Origin of the sequence: Anaerostipes rhamnosivorans (assembly GCF_005280655.1) — a bacterium.
Classification (GTDB): domain Bacteria; phylum Bacillota; class Clostridia; order Lachnospirales; family Lachnospiraceae; genus Anaerostipes; species Anaerostipes rhamnosivorans.
Genome location: NZ_CP040058.1, coordinates 488,025 through 507,892 on the forward strand (window position 1 = coordinate 488,025; position 19,868 = coordinate 507,892).

The following is a 19,868-nucleotide window of genomic DNA, read 5'->3' on the forward strand; positions in this document are numbered from 1 at the left end:
CGTCTGAAATGGCGTTGCTTTTCTTTGTTCCATAGGAAAGTTCCCCCTATGGAACAAAAAAGCCCTACGGGCACTATGCACACAAATGCGTAAGGAAACTATTTGACTACGTCAAATCGCATTTGGCGCTCAAAGTTGTCAAGCCCCTCAAAGAGTGAGGGGTTGGGGAGATGAAGTGGGATTGCCTACTTTGTTCTAGAGTAGACAGGAAAATTCTAACATGATAAAATTGCTTTAATGTATTACAGGGATAAAGGAGAAGCAGATGAAAATATCAGAGTTACTAAAAGAAAAAGCAACCATATCGTTTGAAGTATTTCCGCCGAAAAATAAGGAAGGAGATATTTCATCCATCTATCATACCATTGGGGAGCTTAAAAAGCTTAACCCTGATTTTATCAGTGTTACTTACGGAGCAGGGGGCTCCTCCAAAGGAAAGACCGTGGAGATCGCCTCAGCCATAAAAAACCAATATCAGATCGAATCTGTGGCCCACTTAAGCTGTATCACATCCACCAAAGAAGATGTCCTCACAGAATGCCGGGCTTTAAAGGAGCACCATGTGGACAACATCCTGGCCCTGCGGGGTGATTATCCAGCCGGGGAAGAAGAGAAATACCGGGAAAAGGAGATGGAATTTCATTACGCAAGCGAACTGAACCAGTTCATTAAGGAAAACTTCGGGGACACGTTCTGTCTTTCCGGTGCATGTTATCCTGAGATTCACCAGGAGGCCGACTGCTTTCAGGATGACCTTCAGGCACTGAAAAAGAAGGTGGATGCCGGCGCAGAATATCTGATCACGCAGATATTTTTTGACAACAATTATTACTACCGGCTGATAAAAGAGGCAAGAAAGATCGGCATCACAGTTCCGATCCTTGCAGGGATCATGCCAGTGACCAACGCCAAATCCCTTCTCCGGACAGCAAAGCTGTGCGGATGTTCCATCCCGTTCCAGCTGTCAACTATGATCGAGACTTATTACAACTACCCGGAGGCCATGAAAGAGATCGGGATCAACTATGCGGCCCACCAGATCATCGATCTGATCACAAACGGCGTGGATGGTATTCATATTTATACAATGAACAGGCCGGAGATTGCGCAGAGAATTTTCGCCAATATTCCTACGGTCTTAAAAGAGCTGAACCATGATTAAAGAAACGGCACTGAAATATCTGGGCCATACAGGACAGAATATTACAGAGGATATGGAAAGGCTGCTGGACGAGTGCGTAAAAGAGGTAAGGCAGGTTTCACAGCCTAAGGTCATTTCAAAGCGGTTTGACTTGTCGGCAGAGCCTCTTAAGATCAAAGATCTGGATCTTTGTCTTCCGGGGGAGCAGTTAAAGGATGCTTTCGCCCAATGCACCCACTGCCTGCTGCTTGGAGCCACGCTTGGGATCACTCTGGAGAGGAAGATCAAATACTACGGAAAAATCAACATGACCAAGGCGGCTGTGATGGACGCAGTGAGCAGCGCTTATCTGGAGGAATACTGTGATGAGTATGAGGAGGGACTCGGATACCCCAACAGAACGTTCCGGCTCTGTCCTGGGTACGGCGATATCCCTCTGTCCTTCAACCGGGAAATCGCAAGGGCCCTGGATATTGGAAAGAGACTTGGAATCACTCTGACACCGGACAATTTGATGATCCCCCAGAAGTCCATGCTTGGACTTATCGGGATCGGGGCGCCAAAGCGAAAGAAACAGTGCGGACAGTGTGTAATGAGAGAAGACTGTCCGTTTAGAAAGAGAGGCCAGAGATGTTACTAGATAGAATCGGAAGAGAGTTATTACTATTTGACGGAGCCATGGGAACTCAGCTCCAGGAAGCGGGACTGAAGGCAGGAGATATCCCAGAAGAATTAAATATCGAACAGCCGGAACTGATCCGGTCCATCCATGAGAGATATCTTAACGCCGGAGCTGATTTTATCACCACCAATACGTTCGGATGCAATAAACTGAAAATGGAGGAGTCCAAATACAGCTTTCAGGACATGCTTAAGGCAGCCACAGCCAATGCCAGACAGGCCAGGGAAAACGCAGGCCGTGAAGAGGATGCCTATATTGTTCTGGACATCGGGCCCATCGGGCAGCTGCTGGAGCCCATGGGGACTCTTACATTTGATGAGGCATATGACATCATTCTTGCACAGGTGGAGGCGGTGAAGGAGGATGTGGATGCGGTTCTGTTTGAGACTATGAGCGATCTGTATGAGGTGAAAGCCGGGATACTGGCAGTAAAGGAAAACACATCCCTGCCGGTTTTTGTGACCATGACCTTTGAGTCAAACGGGCGGACCTTATCCGGAAACGACCCTGTCACCTTTGTGAATACCGTGCAGGGACTGGGAGCCGATGTTCTGGGCGTGAACTGCTCCCTGGGGCCGGCGGAGCTTGGACCGATCATTGAGGAAATTTTAAGCGCTGCATCCATACCAGTGATGATCCAGCCCAATGCAGGACTTCCCTGCCTGGAACACGGGGAGACACACTACCATGTGAGCAGCCAGGAATATGCTCAGCTCATGCAGGGTTACCTGAAAGACGGCGTTTCCATAGCGGGCGGTTGCTGCGGGACCACGCCGGAGTTTATCCAAAAGCTGAAAGAGACAGCTCCGTTAAAGGCAGCTCCCCGAAAGATTGTAAAAAAGACCAGGGTGTCCAGCCAGACAAAAACAGTGACCTTTGGGGAGCGGGTTATTGTCTGCGGAGAGAGGTTAAACCCTACAGGAAAGAAAAAACTGAAGCTGGCCTTAAAGGAAGAACGGTACGATGAGCTTGTGACGGAGGCCATCAAACAGGATGAGGCAGGGGCCGATGTGCTGGATGTCAACGTGGGGCTGCCGGGCATCGACGAACCAGCCACCATGAAGCATGTGGTCAGGCTTCTTCAGGAGGTCATCACACTGCCGCTGCAGATCGACAGTTCCAACGCAGATGCCATTGAACTGGCATGCCGTTACTACAACGGAAAACCACTGATCAACTCCGTCAATGGCAAGGATGAAGTTATGGAAGCCATTTTCCCGATTGTAAAAAAATATGGGGGAGTGGTCATCGGTCTTACGTTAGACGAGGGAATCCCGTTAAAAGCAGAGGAGAGGTTTGCCATTGCACAAAAGATCATTGCGAAAGCGACGGAATACGGCATCGGCAAAGAGGATATCATCATTGACTGCCTGACCCTGACAGCTTCAGCCCAGCAAAAGGAAGTCAAAGAGACATTAAGGGCGATCGAGATGGTAAAAGAGCTGGGGGTCCACACAGTCCTGGGTGTATCCAATGTATCCTTCGGACTGCCCAACCGGCCTCTTTTAAATCGGACATTTCTTACCATGGCAATGCAGGCTGGGCTGGACCTTCCGATCATCAATCCGCTGGACCGGGAGCTTATGAGCACCATTGATGCATTCCATGTGCTGTTTTACAAGGACATTGATAGTGAGCGGTATATTTTAAATCAGTCTGATGCCGTGCAGATGAAGTCGGAGACTAAGACAGAATTTACTCTTCACGATATTATCATCCATGGGTTAAAGGATGAGGTGGAGGCAAAGACAAAGGAAGAACTCCAGAATACAGAACCTTTGGAACTGATCAACAAAGTCATCATTCCGGCCCTGAATGTGGTGGGCAAGGATTATGAGACCGGAAAGATTTTTCTGCCTCAGCTGATCCAGTCAGCAGAGACGACCAAAAAAGCCTTTGAGGCGGTAAAACAGTGCTTCAGCGGCAGCGCGGACCAGGAGAAAGGGCCTGTGCTCATGGCCACTGTGGAGGGAGACATCCACGACATCGGCAAAAATATTGTCAAAGTGGTGCTGGAGAGCTATGGGTACCGTATCATTGATCTGGGAAAGGACGTTAAAGTTGAAAAAGTGGTGGAGGCATGGCATAAGTACCAGCCCAAAGCTATAGGCCTCAGCGCGCTGATGACGACCACAGTCCTTTCCATGGAAAGGACCATCGAAAGTCTTAGAAAGGAACAGTGCACCTGCCCGATCTGGGTAGGGGGAGCGGTGCTTACAGAAGACATTGCCAAGAATATCGGAGCGGATTATTATGCGGAGGACGCCATGGCGTCCGTGGCGCTTCTAGAAAAACTTATATGACATGTTCTACCTGATTTCCGTTCGTCTCTTAGAATGCCTCACTCCAATCATGTAGAACATGGACGTAGTGTCTGCCAGATAGTATTAAATTAGGAGAATTTCAGTGAGTGATAAAAGTCAAAAGAAGAAAGAGAATTTCAGATATGCTGTGGCGAAATCCGTTCCGGTTTTCTTCGGATATATCTTTTTAGGGATCGCCTTTGGGATCCTTATGGCCAAGGCCGGTTACGGGCCGCTCTGGACTCTGGGAGCCAGCCTGTTTATCTATGCGGGATCTATGCAGTTTGTCTTAGTGTCCTTTCTGGCAGCCGGAGCGCCTCTGGGCCTTGTGGCCCTGACTACGCTGTTCATCAATGGAAGACATATTTTTTACGGGTTATCCTTTGTGGACCGTTTTAAAAAGATGGGGAAATATTACCCCTACATGGTCTTTTCCCTGACCGATGAGACCTACTCTGTCCTTTGTTCCTGTCCGGAAGAAAAAGTAGAGCAGGAACCCCGGATCTTATTCTGGATCTCGGCTCTGGACCAGAGCTATTGGGCCGCCGGCTCCCTTATTGGGGCGTTAGCCGGAGGACTGCTCCCCTTTGACTTTCAAGGGATTGAGTTTTCCATGACCGCACTGTTCCTGGTGATTTTTCTGGACCAGTGGAAAGGTTCAAATGGACACAGCCCGGCAATCGCAGGACTGGCTGTGTCCGCTTTCTTTTTGGTACTGCTGGGTCCAAACCGGTTTCTGCTGCCTGCGCTGCTGGTCATCGCTGCGGTGATGTGCATTGGATATATCAGAGAGGAGAGAAAGAGATCTTGAACAATATTGTTTATGGAATCTGCATCATGGCAGTAGTGGCATTTGTGACTGTTTTTACAAGGGTTCTTCCCTTTGCTTTGTTCGGCGGGAAAAAGGGTATGCCGAAAATGATCGGTTATCTGGGGAGGGTGCTGCCGGCAGCCATCATTGCGGCGCTTGTTGTGTACTGCTTTAAAGAGCTGGTCGTCCAGGCGGCTTCAGACAGACTGTGCAGTCTGGCGGCGGGAGCCGCAGTGGTTTTTCTGCATCTTTGGAAGAGAAATACCTTGTTAAGTATTGCGGGCGGGACAATTTTATATATGCTTCTGATCCGCCTATAAATGGAAAAGCTGTGACTTGCGAAACTTGGACAAATAAGATATAATAAGTGTGATGTGAAAAAAATAACAATTCATTAAAGAATTATGGAGGATTTATCATGTTAGTATCAGCAAAAGAGATGTTGACCAAGGCAAAAGCCGGACAGTATGCTGTTGGACAGTTTAACATCAATAATCTGGAGTGGACAAAGGCCATCTTATTGGCAGCAGAAGAGACAAGATCCCCGGTGATCTTAGGTGTCTCTGAAGGTGCCGGAAAATATATGACAGGATACAAGACAGTGGTTGGAATGGTAAACGGAATGTTAGAAGGACTAAACATTTCTGTACCGGTTGCCCTTCATTTAGATCATGGTTCTTACGAAGGATGTAAAGCATGCATCGAAGCAGGATTTTCATCTGTTATGTTTGACGGATCTCACTATCCGATCGAAGAGAATGTAGAAAAGACAACAGAACTTGTGAAAGTTACAAAAGGAAAAGGAATGTCCATCGAAGCTGAAGTAGGTTCTATTGGCGGAGAAGAAGACGGAGTCATCGGAAAAGGTGAATGTGCAGATCCAGAAGAGTGTAAAGCAGTTGCAGACTTAGGTGTCACAATGCTTGCGGCAGGTATCGGAAACATCCACGGTAAATATCCTGAAAACTGGGAAGGCTTAAGCTTTGAGACATTGGATGCCATCCAGAAGCTCACAGGAGACATGCCGTTAGTACTTCACGGCGGTACAGGAATCCCTGATGATATGATCAAACAGGCAATTTCTCTGGGAGTTGCAAAGATCAACGTCAACACAGAGTGCCAGCTGGCATTTGCTGAAGCTACACGTGGATACATCGAAGCTGGAAAGGATCAGGAAGGAAAAGGATTTGATCCTCGTAAATTACTTGCTCCTGGTACAGACGCGATCAAAGACATGGTAATCACAAAGATCAAATTATTCGGATCTGAAGGAAAAGCAGACGAATAGATCTCAATAAAACAGATTGTACTTGCATAGCTGGATTCAGGCTATGAAATTGTGAGGAGAACATCCCGGATGAAGGGGGTGTTCTTCTTTTTACGTCTAGGGGCAGAAAACATCAATATGTTCCGTCATATATTTGTATTTTTGTCGCAAAAGCTAGTATAATATAAAAAAAGTGAGGATCACAGGAAAGGACAAACAGTTATGGATATACTGGTAAATCTCCTGGCCGCTCTTGAGATGCTGGCTGTCAACTTGAGCGTGACCAATTTCTGCTCTACAAGAAAATATTCTCTAAAATGGACTGTGTTTGTACTGGTGGCTTTTTCTGTGCCAGTGATTACTGTCACCTACACAGGACTTTCCAGAGGGAGAGGTTTCGGGAATGGAAACGGGATGTTTGCGCTGACTGGGATTCTGTATCTGATCCCTCTAAATTATTTGTATCGAGAGACGGTAAAGAGGATCATCAGTATTGCCTGTTCGTCATGGATCTATACGATGCTGATCTTCTCCATCTCGGTCCTCACTGGAAAGATGGCTGGGACAAAAGATCTGGCCGCCACGGTTCTGGCAGTCCAGACAGCTCTCTATCTGGTCACAGTCACATTATTTATCTCATGGATTAAAAAACGGCTGATGAGGGTGCTGCAGATCATGAAAGACGGCACAAAAAACATATTTTTGGTCTTCAGCCTGGGCTGGTTTTTTACAGTCGTCTTATTTAATGTGCATTTTACGTATCCCCAGAACGGCATCTTGAAACTATTATGTCTGCTGGCTCTGACATTGAATGTAAGCCTGAACTTTGTGATTATTTATTATCTTGTGGTAAACAGCAAAAGCATCAGTGACCTGAAAGAGATCGCATATACGGACAGCCTGACAGGATTAAAAAACCGGAACAGCCTGTTCCAGGATGCGGAGGAAATGATCCACAAGGATCAGAGGTTCAGCCTGATTTTTATTGACCTGGACCGGTTTAAGCAGGTCAATGATCTGTACGGACATTTGGCCGGTGACGGATACATCTGCGAGTTTGCCAGAAGAACCGGGCGGCTCCTGAGAAACCAGGGCACTTTCTACCGTATGTCCGGGGACGAGTTCATCTGTCTTTTTACAGATGGGGATCCCAGAGAATTCATGAAGAAGCTTTCACAGCTCAGCTACAGTGTATCGGACTGCTACATTCCGTTTAAAGGGTGCAGTGCAGGCAGAGCTGATTTTCCTGAGGACGGCAGATCCCTGGACAAGCTGATCTCCCTGGCGGACACGAAGATGTACCGGAATAAGCAGAAACACCAGCCTAGTTGAGTATTTTCCTCGATTATATTTGTTGACAAAGAATTGTCGCCGTATTATAGTATTCCTATAAAGGAACACGAATGGAGGCGCAGAATGGAAAATGTTGAATGCCTGATGAATTTCGGGCTGACCAGACAGGAAGCGAACCTCTATGTTCTTCTGGTCTTGGAAGGGGAGCTCAATGGATACGAGGCAGCCAAGAAAAGCGGGATCTCCCGGTCTAATACCTACAACGCATTAGCCGGACTCGTGGAAAAAGGGGCGGCTTATATGTCTGAGGAAGACACGGTAAAGTACCAGGCAGTCCCGGTAGAAGAATTCTGCGAAAACAGGCTTCGGGATCTTACCAGGAGCAAAGAAGAGCTGGTGGCCAAACTTCCAAAACAGAGGATGAATAAGGGAGCGTATCTGACGGTCAAAGGGGAAAAACAGATCCTCGATAAGTTTACCAATATGCTGCTGGAGACAAGGGAGCGGGTCTATGTGTCCGCCTCCAATGAAAAGCTTACAATGTTCCGGCCGTATTTTGCAGATCTTGTTGGCCGGGGGATCAAGGTTGTGATCATCACAAATGAACCCTTTGAACTGGAGGGAGCCATCATCTACCTGACAGAGCGCAAGAAGGAGCAGATTCGTCTGATCACGGATTCCACCTACGTGCTGACCGGCGATCTGGTGGACCAGTACAATGCTGCCTGTCTATATTCCAGCAATCATAATCTGGCGGAGGTATTTAAGGACGCTCTGGCCAATGAGATAAAACTATTAGAGATCAAGAAAGGGAATTAATAAAATGGGAAAAAAACCGTTTGTAACAAAAGAGCAGCTAGACAACATCGTAAAAGAGTATCCGACACCATTTCACCTGTATGATGAAAAGGGAATCCGGGAAACAGCCAGAAACCTGAATAAGGCGTTTTCATGGAACAAAGGATTTAAAGAATATTTTGCAGTGAAGGCAACTCCGAACCCAACGATCCTGAAAATCTTAAGAGAGGAAGGATGCGGAACGGACTGCTCTTCTCTCACAGAGCTTATGATGTCTGACCGCTGTGGATTTCAGGGAAATGAGATCATGTTTTCATCCAATGACACTCCGGCGGAGGAGTTTGTGCTGGCTAAGAAGCTGGGGGCAACGATCAATCTGGACGATATCACACATATTGAATTCTTAAAAGAGGCAGCGGGGATCCCTGAAGTGATTTCCTGCCGTTACAATCCGGGAGGAGTGTTCTCTCTGGGCACTGATATCATGGATAACCCGGGGGATGCCAAGTACGGCATGACCAGGCCGCAGATGACAGAGGCATTTTTGAAGTTAAAGGAACTGGGAGTGAAGGAGTTTGGAATTCATTCATTTTTAGCAAGCAACACAGTGACAAACGAATATTACCCGGCCCTTGCAAAGCAGCTGTTTGAACTGGCAGTGGAACTGCAGAAAGAGACAGGAGTCCACATTGGATTCATTAACCTGTCAGGCGGCGTGGGAGTTCCGTATCTTCCGGACCAGGAAGGCAATGACATTGCGGTGATCGGAGAAGGAGTCCATAAGGCATTTGATGAAGTTCTTGTACCGGCAGGCATGGGCGATGTGAAGATCTTTACGGAGCTGGGACGTTATATGCTGGCACCAAACGGACATCTGGTGACAAAGGCCATTCATGAAAAGCATACCCACAAAGAGTATATCGGGGTAGATGCCTGCGCGGTCAATCTCATGCGTCCGGCTATGTATGGAGCATATCACCATATCACGGTCATGGGAAAAGAGGATCAGCCTTGTGACCACATGTATGATGTAACTGGTTCTTTGTGTGAGAACAACGACAAGTTCGCCATTGACCGGATGCTTCCGAAGATTGATAAGGGAGATGTGCTGGTGATCCACGATACAGGTGCTCATGGATTTGCCATGGGATACAATTATAATGGGAAGCTAAAATCAGCGGAGATTCTTATGAAGGAAGACGGAAGTACAGAAATGATCCGGAGAGCCGAGACACCAGAAGATTACTTTGCTACTATTGAAGGATTTAATTTTTAAGAATAATTATATATAAGGGAGGCACATTCTGTACACAATAAGACAGAATGTGCCTTCTTTTTCTACATATGTGGAAAACTTTTGGCATAGATTGCCTGGTTGTGGATATGCTACACTTTTTGTATCACCAGAATTATCTTGAATGAACGATACAGAAGAAAGGGAGAGAGCATTGCTGACGGAGAGACAGGTGCAGTTAATGAAATACTTGCAGGGATGTGAGGACTATACTACAACGGGAAGGCTGGCTGAGGTATTCCATGTCAGCAGCAGATCCATACGCAACGACCTGGATGCTATCCAATATTTTCTAAAGGGGATGCCTGTGGAGATCGAGAGGACGCCCCGGCTTGGCATTAAACTGATTATCCAGAAAGGGTTTGATATCACGGGTTTGTATTCCAACAACGAGATCAAAGTATACTCCAGGGAGGAAAGGATCGTCATCATTACAGTGCTTCTCACCATATTTGATAAGATGACCATTGAGCAGCTGGCCCAAAAACTGCAGATGAGTAAGAACACCATTGTACAGGATATACGGCAGGCAGATGATTTTCTCTCACGCCGCGGCATCACTCTGGTAAAGAAATCATATTTCGGGCTTTCCTTAAAGGGAGATGAGGAGCAGATACGGAACATGCTTTTTAACCTTTACATAAAAACGGAGAGCCAAGGGAGTCTGAACATCCTGGAGGTTCTAAGGGAACACGCCGTGATTGATCCCGAAACCGGCAAAAGGTTGATACACCGCATGGAGCAGGCCATGGGACTCAAGTTTGTGGATGAGTCTATCGGGGAGCTGGAGAGTATGATCCTGGCATCCCTATGCAGGATCCACCACGGTTTTCATGTGGAGGATAAGGAAGCAGAGGGTGAGTTGGCGGATGATCCTTATGCACAGGCAATCTTACAGGAACTGCAGGATTTTTCTCTGACAGAGGGAGATCTGCGGTATTTTGCAATGCTGTTTCAGAGCACCAAACGGATGAATGGGGAGCTTAAGAGGGAGAGTGAGGAAGACCGGACCATCATCAAGGCCACGGAGCTTCTCATCCGGCAGTTCTGCTGTTATCTGAAGATTGGATGCCGCCTTCAGTCGGATATCCGCAAACAGATCATGATGCATTTAAAGGTGGCAGTGTTCCGGCTGAAAAATAAGATCGAGATCCAGAATCCTCTTTTGGAGGATATTAAATATTCCCACTCCTTTATGTATGAGATCACCGAACGGCTTTTGAAGGAACAGGAGGAAATGCTGGGTGTGGTATTTCCTGAATCAGAGATTGCCTATACCACCATGTATTTTGAAGTGTTGTTCCAGGAAAATTTCAGCCTAAAGCTATCCCCGGAAATCCTTCTCGTATGCGGAGGAGGAACAGCTACAGCGGTTCTGCTCAAACAGAGGCTGCAGGAGTGTTTTCCTGAACTACAGGTCAGGAAGATATGTCGTGCCAGCGACGTGGAAGAGGAGATCAGAAAGGCCAGGCCGGATTTTATCATTAGTACCGTGCCGCTGCATCTGGAAAAACAACAGGTGATCCAGGTGAATCCTCTTCTCAACCCTCCGGATATCGACAAGATCAAAAATATCATTTCCGTGCTAGTCTATAACCGCAAAAATTCCTATTTGGTCCACCGCATCCATCAGACGATGAATAAAGGCATCCGGGAGCTTTTGAAGGAAGAATACTGCCAGTTTGATGTGGAGACAGATGACTGGAGGGAGGCCATTGCAATCGCCGCGGCTCCCCTGATCAAAGACGGCCTTGTTGAACCTTCCTATGTGGATGAGATGGTCAGAACGGTCCAGAACCTGGGGAACTACATGGTCTTTATCCCGGAGATCGCCTTTGTACATGGAAAAAAAGACAAGGTCAGAGAAAACTGTATCAGCTTTTTAAGGCTTCATCATGCCATCGATTTTGGAAGCAAAGCAAAGGTGGATGTGAAGGTGGTCATTGTCCTTGGCAATGTGACGGAGAATGAAAATCTGGCAGACTTGGTAAGAATCCTTGCACAGGGCGGGAACATGGAGAAGATCAAGCAGATCAACTCTTACCAGGAACTTGTCTCCCTCAGGGAAGATGCAGAGGAGGAGCTATGATTTACGCAGAGATCATGGACGGTGCCGCCCTGTACACAGAGGCGATTCAAAGAAGCTGTGATGTTCTGGAACAGCATGGCATTGTCACAAAACAGTATTATCAGGGCATCTTAAGCAGTATTAGTCAGTACGGGGGCTATTTTTATCTGGGAGAAGGGGTCTGCATGCCCCATGCCAAGCCGGAGGACGGAGTACTGGCATCCGGTCTTTGTATTGTAAAGCTCAATACACCGGTAGATTTTGAGGGGAAAAAGGTTCATATTTTTTTTACTCTGGCTGCCAGAGACGAGAGTTCCCATTACACACTGATGAAGCAGATTGCCGGGGTCTGTTCAAAGAAACAGAGCTTAAGGAAGATGCTGGGGTCAAGGACGCGGGAGGAGATGCTTAAGATTATGGAGGAAAAACTATGAAAAGGATCATGACAGTCTGCGGGACAGGGCTTGGGTCCAGCTTTCTTGTAGAGATGAACATTCAAAAGATACTCTGGGAGATGGGAAAGGAGACAGAGTTTGAGACCTGTCATTCATCAGTTTATGAGATGAGTGCCATGGACGCAGACTATTTTATCGTAGCAAATGATCTAAAAGACAGCATTCCACCTGTGGGGCACCTGATCGTGCTGGAATCGCTGATCGATGAAGAGGAACTGAGAGAAAAACTGACAACAGTCTTGCTGTCAAGATAAAAGAGGGATCGATATGCTGAAAATGCTGAAAGACCTTGTACTGGAGCCGGCCATTGTAGTGGGAGGCATTGTGTTTTTAGGCCTGGTGCTGCAGAGAAAGAGCCTGGAGGCAACGGTGAAGGGAACACTGAAATCGGCCATTGGGTTTATGGTCATACGGATTGGAGGGAATATCATCGCCGAATGTGTGGAACCGTTCGGGAAAATGTTCCAATACGCCTTTCATGTATCCGGTGTCATACTGAGCGTGGAAGGGGCCGCCGGCATTGCCGTGGGCAGGTTCGGGATGGAAATATCCCTGGTCATGCTGCTTGGAATGGCGGTCAATCTTCTCCTTGCCAGGATTACCAGATTCCGGTATGTGTTTGTGACAGGGCACCAGACGTTGTTCATGGCCTGTATGATCGTGGTCTCCTTAAAAGGGGCGGACATGGAGGGCTGGATTTTCTATGCCATCGGAGGGCTGGCTCTTGGTATTGTCATGGTGATCTCACCGGCTATTCTTCAGAAGTATACAAGGGAGATCTGCCATAATGACTCTGTGGCCGTGGGGCATTTCGGGGGAAGTGCATATTTTCTGTCTGCATGGCTGGGAAAGATCTATGGGGAAAATTCCAGGTCCACGGAGGAGATGAAAATACCAAAAAAGCTGGCGTTTCTACGGGATTCTTCTGTTACTGTCTCCATCACGATGATACTCATGTACCTTGTGGCCGCCGTGGCGTGCGGCAGTGATTTTGTGGAACAGAATCTGTCGGAGGGGAAAAATTATCTGGTCTATGCAATCATCCAGGGGCTGACTTTTGCCGTTGGATTTTCTGTGGTCATCACCGGGGTCCGATGGTTCATCAATGAGATCGTGCCGGCTGTCAAGGGAATTGCCGACAACTGGATCCCCAATGCCAAACCCGCCGTGGACAGTCCGGTGGTGTTCCCCTATGCGCCCAATGCGCTGATTGTGGGATTCATCTCGTCGTTTTTGGGTGGACTCATTTCTTTGGGTATTATGATGGCATGCAATCTGACTATAATCCTGCCCGGTGTGGTGCCTCATTTTTTCTGCGGGGCTACGGCAGGTGTGTACGGCAATTCCACCGGTGGAAGGCGGGGAGCAATCTTAGGCGGGTTTTTAAACGGTGTCATTATCTCCTTTCTGCCGGTCATTTTCCTTCCTCATCTGGGATCTTTGTCCGATGCATCGGTTACTTTTCCTGATGCTGACCTGGGCTTTGTAGGTGCTTTTCTTGGGGACTGGCTGAACCGGATCGGCAGCTATGGGACACTGACCATCCTGATCGGGATCGTCATCATCATGATCCTGATCCCTGAAATGATGGATGACATGGAGGACAGCCAGGAGGATTGGTTTTCCTTTGATACAGACAAGATTCTGGAGGAATCCAAGATGTCACAGAAAAAATAGAAGAGAAAGCGGGAATCTGGGTTTATTCAGGTTTCCGCTTTCCGCAATACTGGAAAACAAATGGTATGGCGGGGATGTTTGGGTGCCGGTACACTAAAGATACATCAAAAGAAAAGGAGGAAGTATTATGTTAATTTCAGCAATCTTGGTGGCGTTGATCGCCATTGGAAGCCAGTGGTGGTTCAGCCACACAGTGACCCGTACATGGCTGTATCCGATCTGGGCAGGATTTCTTGTGGCAGTCGTTATGGGGGAACCAGTCACAGGAATGAAAGCCGCCGCCTATATCCAGCTTACATATCTGGGATGGATCACCGCAGGGGGGACCATGCCGGGGAACCTAATGGTAGCCGGTGTCTTCGGAACTGCACTGACTATCATCTCAGGGGCATCCCCGAACCTGGCGCCGACTTTTGCGGTACCATTCAGTCTGCTGGGCATCCTGATCAACCAGGCGTATATGACCATTAATAGTTTCTGGGTACATAAAGCGGACCAGTATCTGGAGAAAGGCAACATAAGGGGGCTCAGGCTGATGAACTACCTGCCTTCCGGTATTACCGCCACAGTGCTTTACGGTATCCCGGCCTTTGCCCTTGTGTATTTCGGAGGGGATTTTGCCACCAACGCACTGAAGGCGATTCCGGAACCGATGATCGATGCGCTGAACGTGGTGGGAGCCTTAATGCCGGCACTTGGAATTGCCATGCTGCTGAGCTTTCTCGGGAAAAAGAAGATCGTGGCCTTTTTCTTCATCGGTTATTTCCTGACCATCTATGCAAAGGTTGATACCATGGCTGTCACAGTATTTGCGGCGGCAGTGGCGATCCTCATTTATCTGTTCACAGGAAAAGCAGAGCAGGGACAGGAGGAAATACAGGAGACAGAACTTAACCTGGAGGAAGAGAAGCAGACTGGTTCCAAGAAGCTTCTGAAAAAGGATCTTGTGAAGCATTTCCTTCTGGGCTACTCCAGTGAGACCTGTTACAACTATGAGCGTCTCCAGGCACTTGGAACCGCCAATGCTATGGTGCCGATTGTGAGAAGACTGTATGACACCAAGGAAAAGCAGGCAAAAGCACTGAAAAAGTACATGGTATTCTTCAACACTGAACCGTCATGGATCGGAACCGTGATCCACGGTGTCACCGCATCCATGGAGGAACAGTCCGCCAACGGGGCAGACATTGACGCGGAGGACATCAACGCAGTCCGTACCGGTCTTATGGGGCCTATGGCTGGGATCGGAGATACGGTATCACAGGGAATCGCTTACCCGATTTTAGCCGGTATCGCCTGCAGTCTTGCATTGGCAGGCAACATCGCCGGACCGATTCTGTTTGAGATCGCGTACAAGGTGCTCATGATCGGTATGGGTTACGCCATGTACATGATGGGTTATAAACAGGGTAAAAATGCGATCGTGAAAATCTTGAGCGCAGGTACGTTAAACCGCATCACAGAAGCTTTCAGTATTGTGGGATTGATGGTAGTTGGAAATATGGCGGCCACACGAGTCAATATCAAAACTCCGATTGCCTTTAAGGTTGGGGAAGTAGGGATCAATCTTCAAAATATCTTAAACTCCCTTCTTCCGGGAATGCTGCCGCTCATTGCAACTTTGCTTGTGTGGAAGCTTCTGAGCAAGAAAGTGAAACCGACCTATATCATTGTTATTATTTTTGTAGTCGGTGTGATCACTTCCCTGATCGGTCTGCTGGCTGTTGCGTAATCAGAACAGGAGGAAAAAATGGTAGGAGTTTTAATCATCAGCCATGGAACGCTGTGTAAAGGTCTGGTAGACAGCGTATCCATGGTGGCAGGAGACATAGAACAGTCCAAGTGTATTTCTCTACTTCCCGGGCAGGAGCCCGGGGAGTTCAGGGAAACGGTAACAAAAGCACTGGAAGCACTGGATACAGGAATGGGCGTGCTGGTGCTCACTGACCTTTTAGGGGGCACCCCGTTTAATACCATCGCCATGTTGAGCCAGGAATATACGGTATCGGTCATCACCGGTATGAACATGGCAATGGGGATCTGTACAGCCCTTCAGAGAGAGGCGGATATGTCTCTTGAAGAACTGTCAAATCTCGCCGAGGCAGCGGGACACGACGGTATCAAAAGGCTGGGGATACAGAAGAGAGGAGCGGCAGAATAAATGAAAGCAGTGAGACTGAATAAAATCGGGGACTTCCGACTGGAGGAGACAGAGATCCCGGAGATAAAAGGGGAAGAACTTCTTGTAAAAGTGGAGGCCTGCGGCATCTGTGGTTCGGATCTTCCGAGAGTGTTTGAACTGGGAGCCCATGTCCATCCCATCACAATCGGGCATGAGTTTGCGGGCACTATCGTAAAAGCAGCCAGGGATGAAGACCAGGAGCTGGTAGGGAAGACTGCCGCCGTTTTCCCGCTGATTCCATGTAACGAGTGTGAGTTCTGCAAGACAGGGCATTATGCCCAGTGTGAGAACTATAATTACCTCGGGTCCCGGTGCGACGGAGGGTTTGCAGAATACTGCGTGGTACCGTCCCGTTGGAATCTGGTGTTTTCAAACAGCCCCGATGTGACCAAAGAAGAATTGAGTCTTGTAGAGCCGGCAACAGTGGCCCAGCATGCAGTGCGCAGATCCAAAGTGCAGGCAGGTCAGAGCATCGCCATCTTCGGGGCAGGTCCTATTGGAATCATGACAGCCCGTTGGGCGGAACTTTTTGGAGCAGAGAAAGTCATTCTGTTTGACATCAGTGAGCAAAAAATAGATTTTGCCAGGGAGAGGGGACTCACCATCGTAAATTCCATGGAGGAGGACCCGAAAGAAGCACTGAGACGGATCCTGGGGACCGGCTGTGTGGACGTTGTCATCGAGGGAACCGGCACTTCGGCAGCCCTTAACCAGGCGGTGGAGATCGTCAGAACATTCGGAAGGATCGCTATGCTTGGAAATCCTCATCAGGATACCTTCCTAAAGCTTGGAAACCATAGCAGTATCCTGAGAAAAGAGGTGGACATCGCTGGGGTATGGAATTCTTATTATGCACAGATGCCCCTCAATGAATGGAAGTATACGGTCCAGATGATGGACAGAGGGAAGTTGAAGACAGACGATCTGATCACCCACGTATCAGACCTTGACCATCTAAGTGAACTGTTTACAAAGATTTACCGGAAGGAGATCACCATCTGTAAAGCAATCTACAGCTCCAGGGCATAAAGGACGGAGGAAATCATGAAAGAGAACTTTTCTGTTTCCCTGATGTGTATGGATTTCTTAAACATCAGGGAGCAGCTTGAAATATTAAATGAACAGGTTGGTATGTATCATGTGGATATCATGGACGGCCACTACTGTAAGAATATCACCCTGTCACCGGATATGGTCAAAGCATTTAAAAAGGTGTCAAAGGTCCCTCTTGACGTACACCTTATGACAACAAATCCTGAACTTTGGATTAACACCGTGGCAGAAGCCGGGGCAGACATCATATCCCTGCATGCGGAAACCATCAATGGGCAGGCGTTCCGGCTGTATAACCAGATCCGGGAGCTGGGGTTGAAAACCGGACTGGTACTCAATCCGGCAACCCCGCTTTCGGAGGCGGCCCATTATCTGGGCAGGATTGACCTGCTGACCATTATGACCGTGGATGTGGGATTTGCGGGGCAGCCGTTTATTGAAGAGATGCTGGACAAAATAGCCGAGGCCAAAAGGCTGCGGGAAGAAAACGGATACCATTACCGTATACAGATCGACGGTTCCTGCAAGCCGTCCACATTTAAGAGACTTATGGATGCGGGGGCCGATGTGTTGATACTGGGAAGTTCCGGGTTGTTCGGGCTGGATCAGGACTTACATGAGGCATGCAGGAAAATGACGGAAAGCTACAGGAAGGCACTGGAAGGATCGGAGGTTTCTTGTGGATTATAAAGATTACAAAGAGCTGATCCTGGGGGAACTTGACCAGTCACTCTCCGCGGTAAACGGACAGGAAGTGCGGGAGATGACAGAAATGATCCTAAAAGCAGAGAAAGTATTTGTGACCGGAGTGGGGAGAGTGTTTATGATGATGGAAGCATTTGCAAAACGTCTGAATCATCTGGGAATCGAAGCTTACTGTGTGGGGGATGTGAATGAACCTGCAGTCACAAAACATGATGTGCTGATAGCCGGCTCCGGATCCGGGGAGAGTATCATACCCCTGGAGCTTGCGAAAAAGGCAAAACAGTATGGGACATCCGTCATCCACATCGGTTCCAATGCGGAAAGCTCCATGTCAGCATATGAAGATCTGTTTGTAAGGATTCCATGCAGGACAAAACTGCACCTTGAGGATGAAATAGAATCAGCACAGATCATGAGCAGCCTGTTTGAGCAGAGTCTGTTGCTTCTTTTGGATGCGGCCGCGCTGATGATCATGCAGGAGAAGAAGATCGAAGATATAGACTCCCTTTGGGAGAAGCATGCGAATCTGGAATAGGAGGAAAAGAAAATGGAACATTTACTATTGGCCCGGGTGGACGACCGACTGATCCACGGACAGGTGATGACGGCATGGATGAAGCTGCTGCCGGCAAAAGAAATACTCATCGCGGATGACAAAGTGGCAAAGGACCCGTTTATGACACAGGTCCTGACAATGGCGGCGCCTGGGGGTGTGAAGGTCAAGGTCTACTCCGTGGAACAGGCGGCACAGGCACTGAAAGAAGGGCTTAAGGCCCCTTCCATTATGCTGGCAAAGACTCCGCTGACCTACAAAAAGATCATGGATCTGGGAGCAGAGATACCGGAGATCAATATCGGAGGTATGGGAATCAGTGGTGAGCGGAAGACATTATACAAGAATATCGCAGCTGACCCGCAGGAGAGGGATGCCATAAAAGAATTTATCAACAAGGGCATCCAAGTGAAGATCCAGGTAATTCCTGCGGATAAAGTTGTCGATGTGTCCGGACTTTTATAGGACGGGGAGGGACAGAAAATGAAAGCAATGAGACTGCATGAGATCGACAGATTTACGCTGGATGAGGTTGAAAAGCCCAAACCTTCAGGACGGGAAATTCTTGTGAGGGTTGAGGCCTGCGGCATTTGTGGTTCGGACATTCCGCGGGTGTATGAACTTGGCACTAAGGTTTATCCCGTGACGCTGGGACATGAATATTCAGGCACAGTTGTGAGTGTCGGGGACGAGCAGGACACAGATCTGATTGGAAAGACAGGAGCGATCTATCCAGTAGTACCATGTATGAAATGTCAAAGCTGCAGGATTGGACAGTATGCCCAGTGCAGTAATTATAAAAATCTTGGTTCCAGGACCGACGGAGGTTTTGCACAGTACTGTCTGCTCCCGTCAGCGGACCACCTGGTGTTCCCAAAGAATGAGGACGTACCGGCAGAGTGGCTGGCGCTGACGGAGCCTGCCTGTGTGGCACTGCATGCTATCCGAAAGGGAGAGATCAAAGGCGGGGATACCGTAGTGATTTTTGGCGCAGGGCCAATTGGGATACTCACAGCGCGCTGGTGCCGATTATTTGGGATTCAGGCTCTGCTGGTAGAGATCGACCGGAAGAAAACAGAATTTGCGAGGGAAAAGGGACTGACGGTCATCCACCCGGAGGATGGAGAAGTTGAGGAGCAGGTAAGAAAACTGACCGGCAAAGGCATGGCAGATGCGGTCATTGAGGGGACCGGAAGTTCTCCGGCACTGAACCAGGCAGTAGAGTGTTTAAAACCGTTTGGCATGCTGGTCCTTTTGGGCAATCCCCACAAGGATACTGTTCTGGCGCTGGACAGCCACAGCCAGATTCTCCGGAAGGAATTGAGACTTACTGGGGTGTGGAACAATTATTTTAACGACCTGCCGTTTAACGAGTGGCAGTATACGGTTGACAGGATCGCGGACGGGAGGCTTTTGGTGGAGGATCTGATAACACACAGGTCGGATCTTACACATTTGAAAGAAATGTTTGACCAGATTTATAAAAGAGAGATCACCATATGCAAGGCGATCTGTTTGCCGGAAGAATAGCAGGGGATGTCCATTATGGGAATTCTGACACCTCCGGCCAGTAAACCGGTACCGAC

The 19,868-nt window shown here is 48.2% G+C and carries 20 protein-coding genes; all 20 read left to right on the forward strand.

Going from position 1 to position 19,868, the window contains the following annotated elements; all coding sequences use genetic code 11:
• The first annotated feature begins 265 nt into the window (after positions 1 to 265).
• The 20 genes from metF to AR1Y2_RS02550 all read left to right on the forward strand — a co-directional run bounded on the left by metF (position 266) and on the right by AR1Y2_RS02550 (position 19,812).
• A complete protein-coding gene (gene metF / locus AR1Y2_RS02455; RefSeq protein WP_137327540.1) occupies positions 266 to 1,162 on the forward strand; it encodes a methylenetetrahydrofolate reductase [NAD(P)H] in 897 nt (298 codons plus the stop codon).
• Positions 1,155 to 1,781 carry a Vitamin B12 dependent methionine synthase, activation domain protein gene (locus tag AR1Y2_RS02460; RefSeq protein WP_137327541.1) on the forward strand — a complete coding sequence of 209 codons (627 nt, stop codon included), beginning with the start codon at positions 1,155 to 1,157 and terminating at the stop codon, positions 1,779 to 1,781. The genes metF and AR1Y2_RS02460 overlap by 8 nt, the downstream gene beginning before the upstream one ends.
• Positions 1,772 to 4,126 carry a homocysteine S-methyltransferase family protein gene (locus AR1Y2_RS02465; RefSeq protein ID WP_137327542.1) on the forward strand — a complete coding sequence of 785 codons (2,355 nt, stop codon included), beginning with the start codon at positions 1,772 to 1,774 and terminating at the stop codon, positions 4,124 to 4,126. The genes AR1Y2_RS02460 and AR1Y2_RS02465 overlap by 10 nt, the downstream gene beginning before the upstream one ends.
• A 103-nt stretch (positions 4,127 to 4,229) precedes the next feature.
• Positions 4,230 to 4,937 carry an AzlC family ABC transporter permease gene (locus tag AR1Y2_RS02470; RefSeq protein WP_175403572.1) on the forward strand — a complete coding sequence of 236 codons (708 nt, stop codon included), beginning with the start codon at positions 4,230 to 4,232 and terminating at the stop codon, positions 4,935 to 4,937.
• A 26-nt stretch (positions 4,938 to 4,963) separates the two neighbouring features.
• On the forward strand, positions 4,964 to 5,257 hold the full coding sequence (locus AR1Y2_RS02475; RefSeq protein ID WP_207670578.1) for a branched-chain amino acid transporter permease: 294 nt from the start codon (positions 4,964 to 4,966) through the stop codon (positions 5,255 to 5,257).
• Between the two features lie 98 nt (positions 5,258 to 5,355).
• Positions 5,356 to 6,225 (forward strand): class II fructose-1,6-bisphosphate aldolase, encoded by an 870-nt coding sequence (gene fba, locus AR1Y2_RS02480; RefSeq protein ID WP_137327544.1) that lies wholly within the window; start codon positions 5,356 to 5,358, stop codon positions 6,223 to 6,225.
• A gap of 201 nt (positions 6,226 to 6,426) precedes the next feature.
• The gene (locus tag AR1Y2_RS02485) at positions 6,427 to 7,536 is read left to right on the forward strand and encodes a GGDEF domain-containing protein (RefSeq protein ID WP_137327545.1); all 1,110 of its coding nucleotides are present in this window, start codon (positions 6,427 to 6,429) and stop codon (positions 7,534 to 7,536) included.
• Between the two features lie 84 nt (positions 7,537 to 7,620).
• On the forward strand, positions 7,621 to 8,316 hold the full coding sequence (locus AR1Y2_RS02490; protein WP_137327546.1) for a TrmB family transcriptional regulator: 696 nt from the start codon (positions 7,621 to 7,623) through the stop codon (positions 8,314 to 8,316).
• 4 nt (positions 8,317 to 8,320) lie between these two features.
• The gene (locus tag AR1Y2_RS02495) at positions 8,321 to 9,571 is read left to right on the forward strand and encodes a diaminopimelate decarboxylase (protein WP_137327547.1); all 1,251 of its coding nucleotides are present in this window, start codon (positions 8,321 to 8,323) and stop codon (positions 9,569 to 9,571) included.
• Between the two features lie 142 nt (positions 9,572 to 9,713).
• On the forward strand, positions 9,714 to 11,678 hold the full coding sequence (locus tag AR1Y2_RS02500; protein WP_243118829.1) for a BglG family transcription antiterminator: 1,965 nt from the start codon (positions 9,714 to 9,716) through the stop codon (positions 11,676 to 11,678).
• Positions 11,675 to 12,091 (forward strand): PTS sugar transporter subunit IIA, encoded by a 417-nt coding sequence (locus AR1Y2_RS02505; RefSeq protein WP_137327548.1) that lies wholly within the window; start codon positions 11,675 to 11,677, stop codon positions 12,089 to 12,091. The genes AR1Y2_RS02500 and AR1Y2_RS02505 overlap by 4 nt, the downstream gene beginning before the upstream one ends.
• The gene (locus tag AR1Y2_RS02510) at positions 12,088 to 12,366 is read left to right on the forward strand and encodes a PTS sugar transporter subunit IIB (protein WP_137327549.1); all 279 of its coding nucleotides are present in this window, start codon (positions 12,088 to 12,090) and stop codon (positions 12,364 to 12,366) included. Before AR1Y2_RS02505 ends, AR1Y2_RS02510 begins: the two co-directional genes overlap by 4 nt.
• A 13-nt stretch (positions 12,367 to 12,379) precedes the next feature.
• Positions 12,380 to 13,789, forward strand: coding sequence for a PTS ascorbate transporter subunit IIC (locus tag AR1Y2_RS02515; protein ID WP_137327550.1), 1,410 nt, complete (start codon positions 12,380 to 12,382; stop codon positions 13,787 to 13,789).
• A gap of 127 nt (positions 13,790 to 13,916) precedes the next feature.
• The gene (locus AR1Y2_RS02520; RefSeq protein WP_137327551.1) at positions 13,917 to 15,521 is read left to right on the forward strand and encodes a PTS system mannose/fructose/sorbose family transporter subunit IID; all 1,605 of its coding nucleotides are present in this window, start codon (positions 13,917 to 13,919) and stop codon (positions 15,519 to 15,521) included.
• 18 nt (positions 15,522 to 15,539) lie between these two features.
• The gene (locus AR1Y2_RS02525; protein WP_137327552.1) at positions 15,540 to 15,950 is read left to right on the forward strand and encodes a PTS sugar transporter subunit IIA; all 411 of its coding nucleotides are present in this window, start codon (positions 15,540 to 15,542) and stop codon (positions 15,948 to 15,950) included.
• Positions 15,951 to 17,000, forward strand: a complete 1,050-nt coding sequence (locus AR1Y2_RS02530; protein ID WP_137327553.1) for a galactitol-1-phosphate 5-dehydrogenase — start codon at positions 15,951 to 15,953, stop codon at positions 16,998 to 17,000.
• 15 nt (positions 17,001 to 17,015) lie between these two features.
• Positions 17,016 to 17,714: a D-allulose 6-phosphate 3-epimerase gene (gene alsE, locus AR1Y2_RS02535; RefSeq protein WP_137327554.1), complete on the forward strand. Its 699-nt coding sequence runs from the start codon at positions 17,016 to 17,018 to the stop codon at positions 17,712 to 17,714.
• Entirely contained in the window at positions 17,704 to 18,264 is a 561-nt protein-coding gene (hxlB, locus tag AR1Y2_RS02540; RefSeq protein WP_137327555.1) for a 6-phospho-3-hexuloisomerase, read from the forward strand. Before alsE ends, hxlB begins: the two co-directional genes overlap by 11 nt.
• A gap of 12 nt (positions 18,265 to 18,276) precedes the next feature.
• Positions 18,277 to 18,747 (forward strand): PTS sugar transporter subunit IIB, encoded by a 471-nt coding sequence (locus AR1Y2_RS02545; protein ID WP_137327556.1) that lies wholly within the window; start codon positions 18,277 to 18,279, stop codon positions 18,745 to 18,747.
• An 18-nt stretch (positions 18,748 to 18,765) separates the two neighbouring features.
• Positions 18,766 to 19,812, forward strand: a complete 1,047-nt coding sequence (locus AR1Y2_RS02550; protein WP_137327557.1) for a galactitol-1-phosphate 5-dehydrogenase — start codon at positions 18,766 to 18,768, stop codon at positions 19,810 to 19,812.
• Positions 19,813 to 19,868 lie beyond the last annotated feature (56 nt).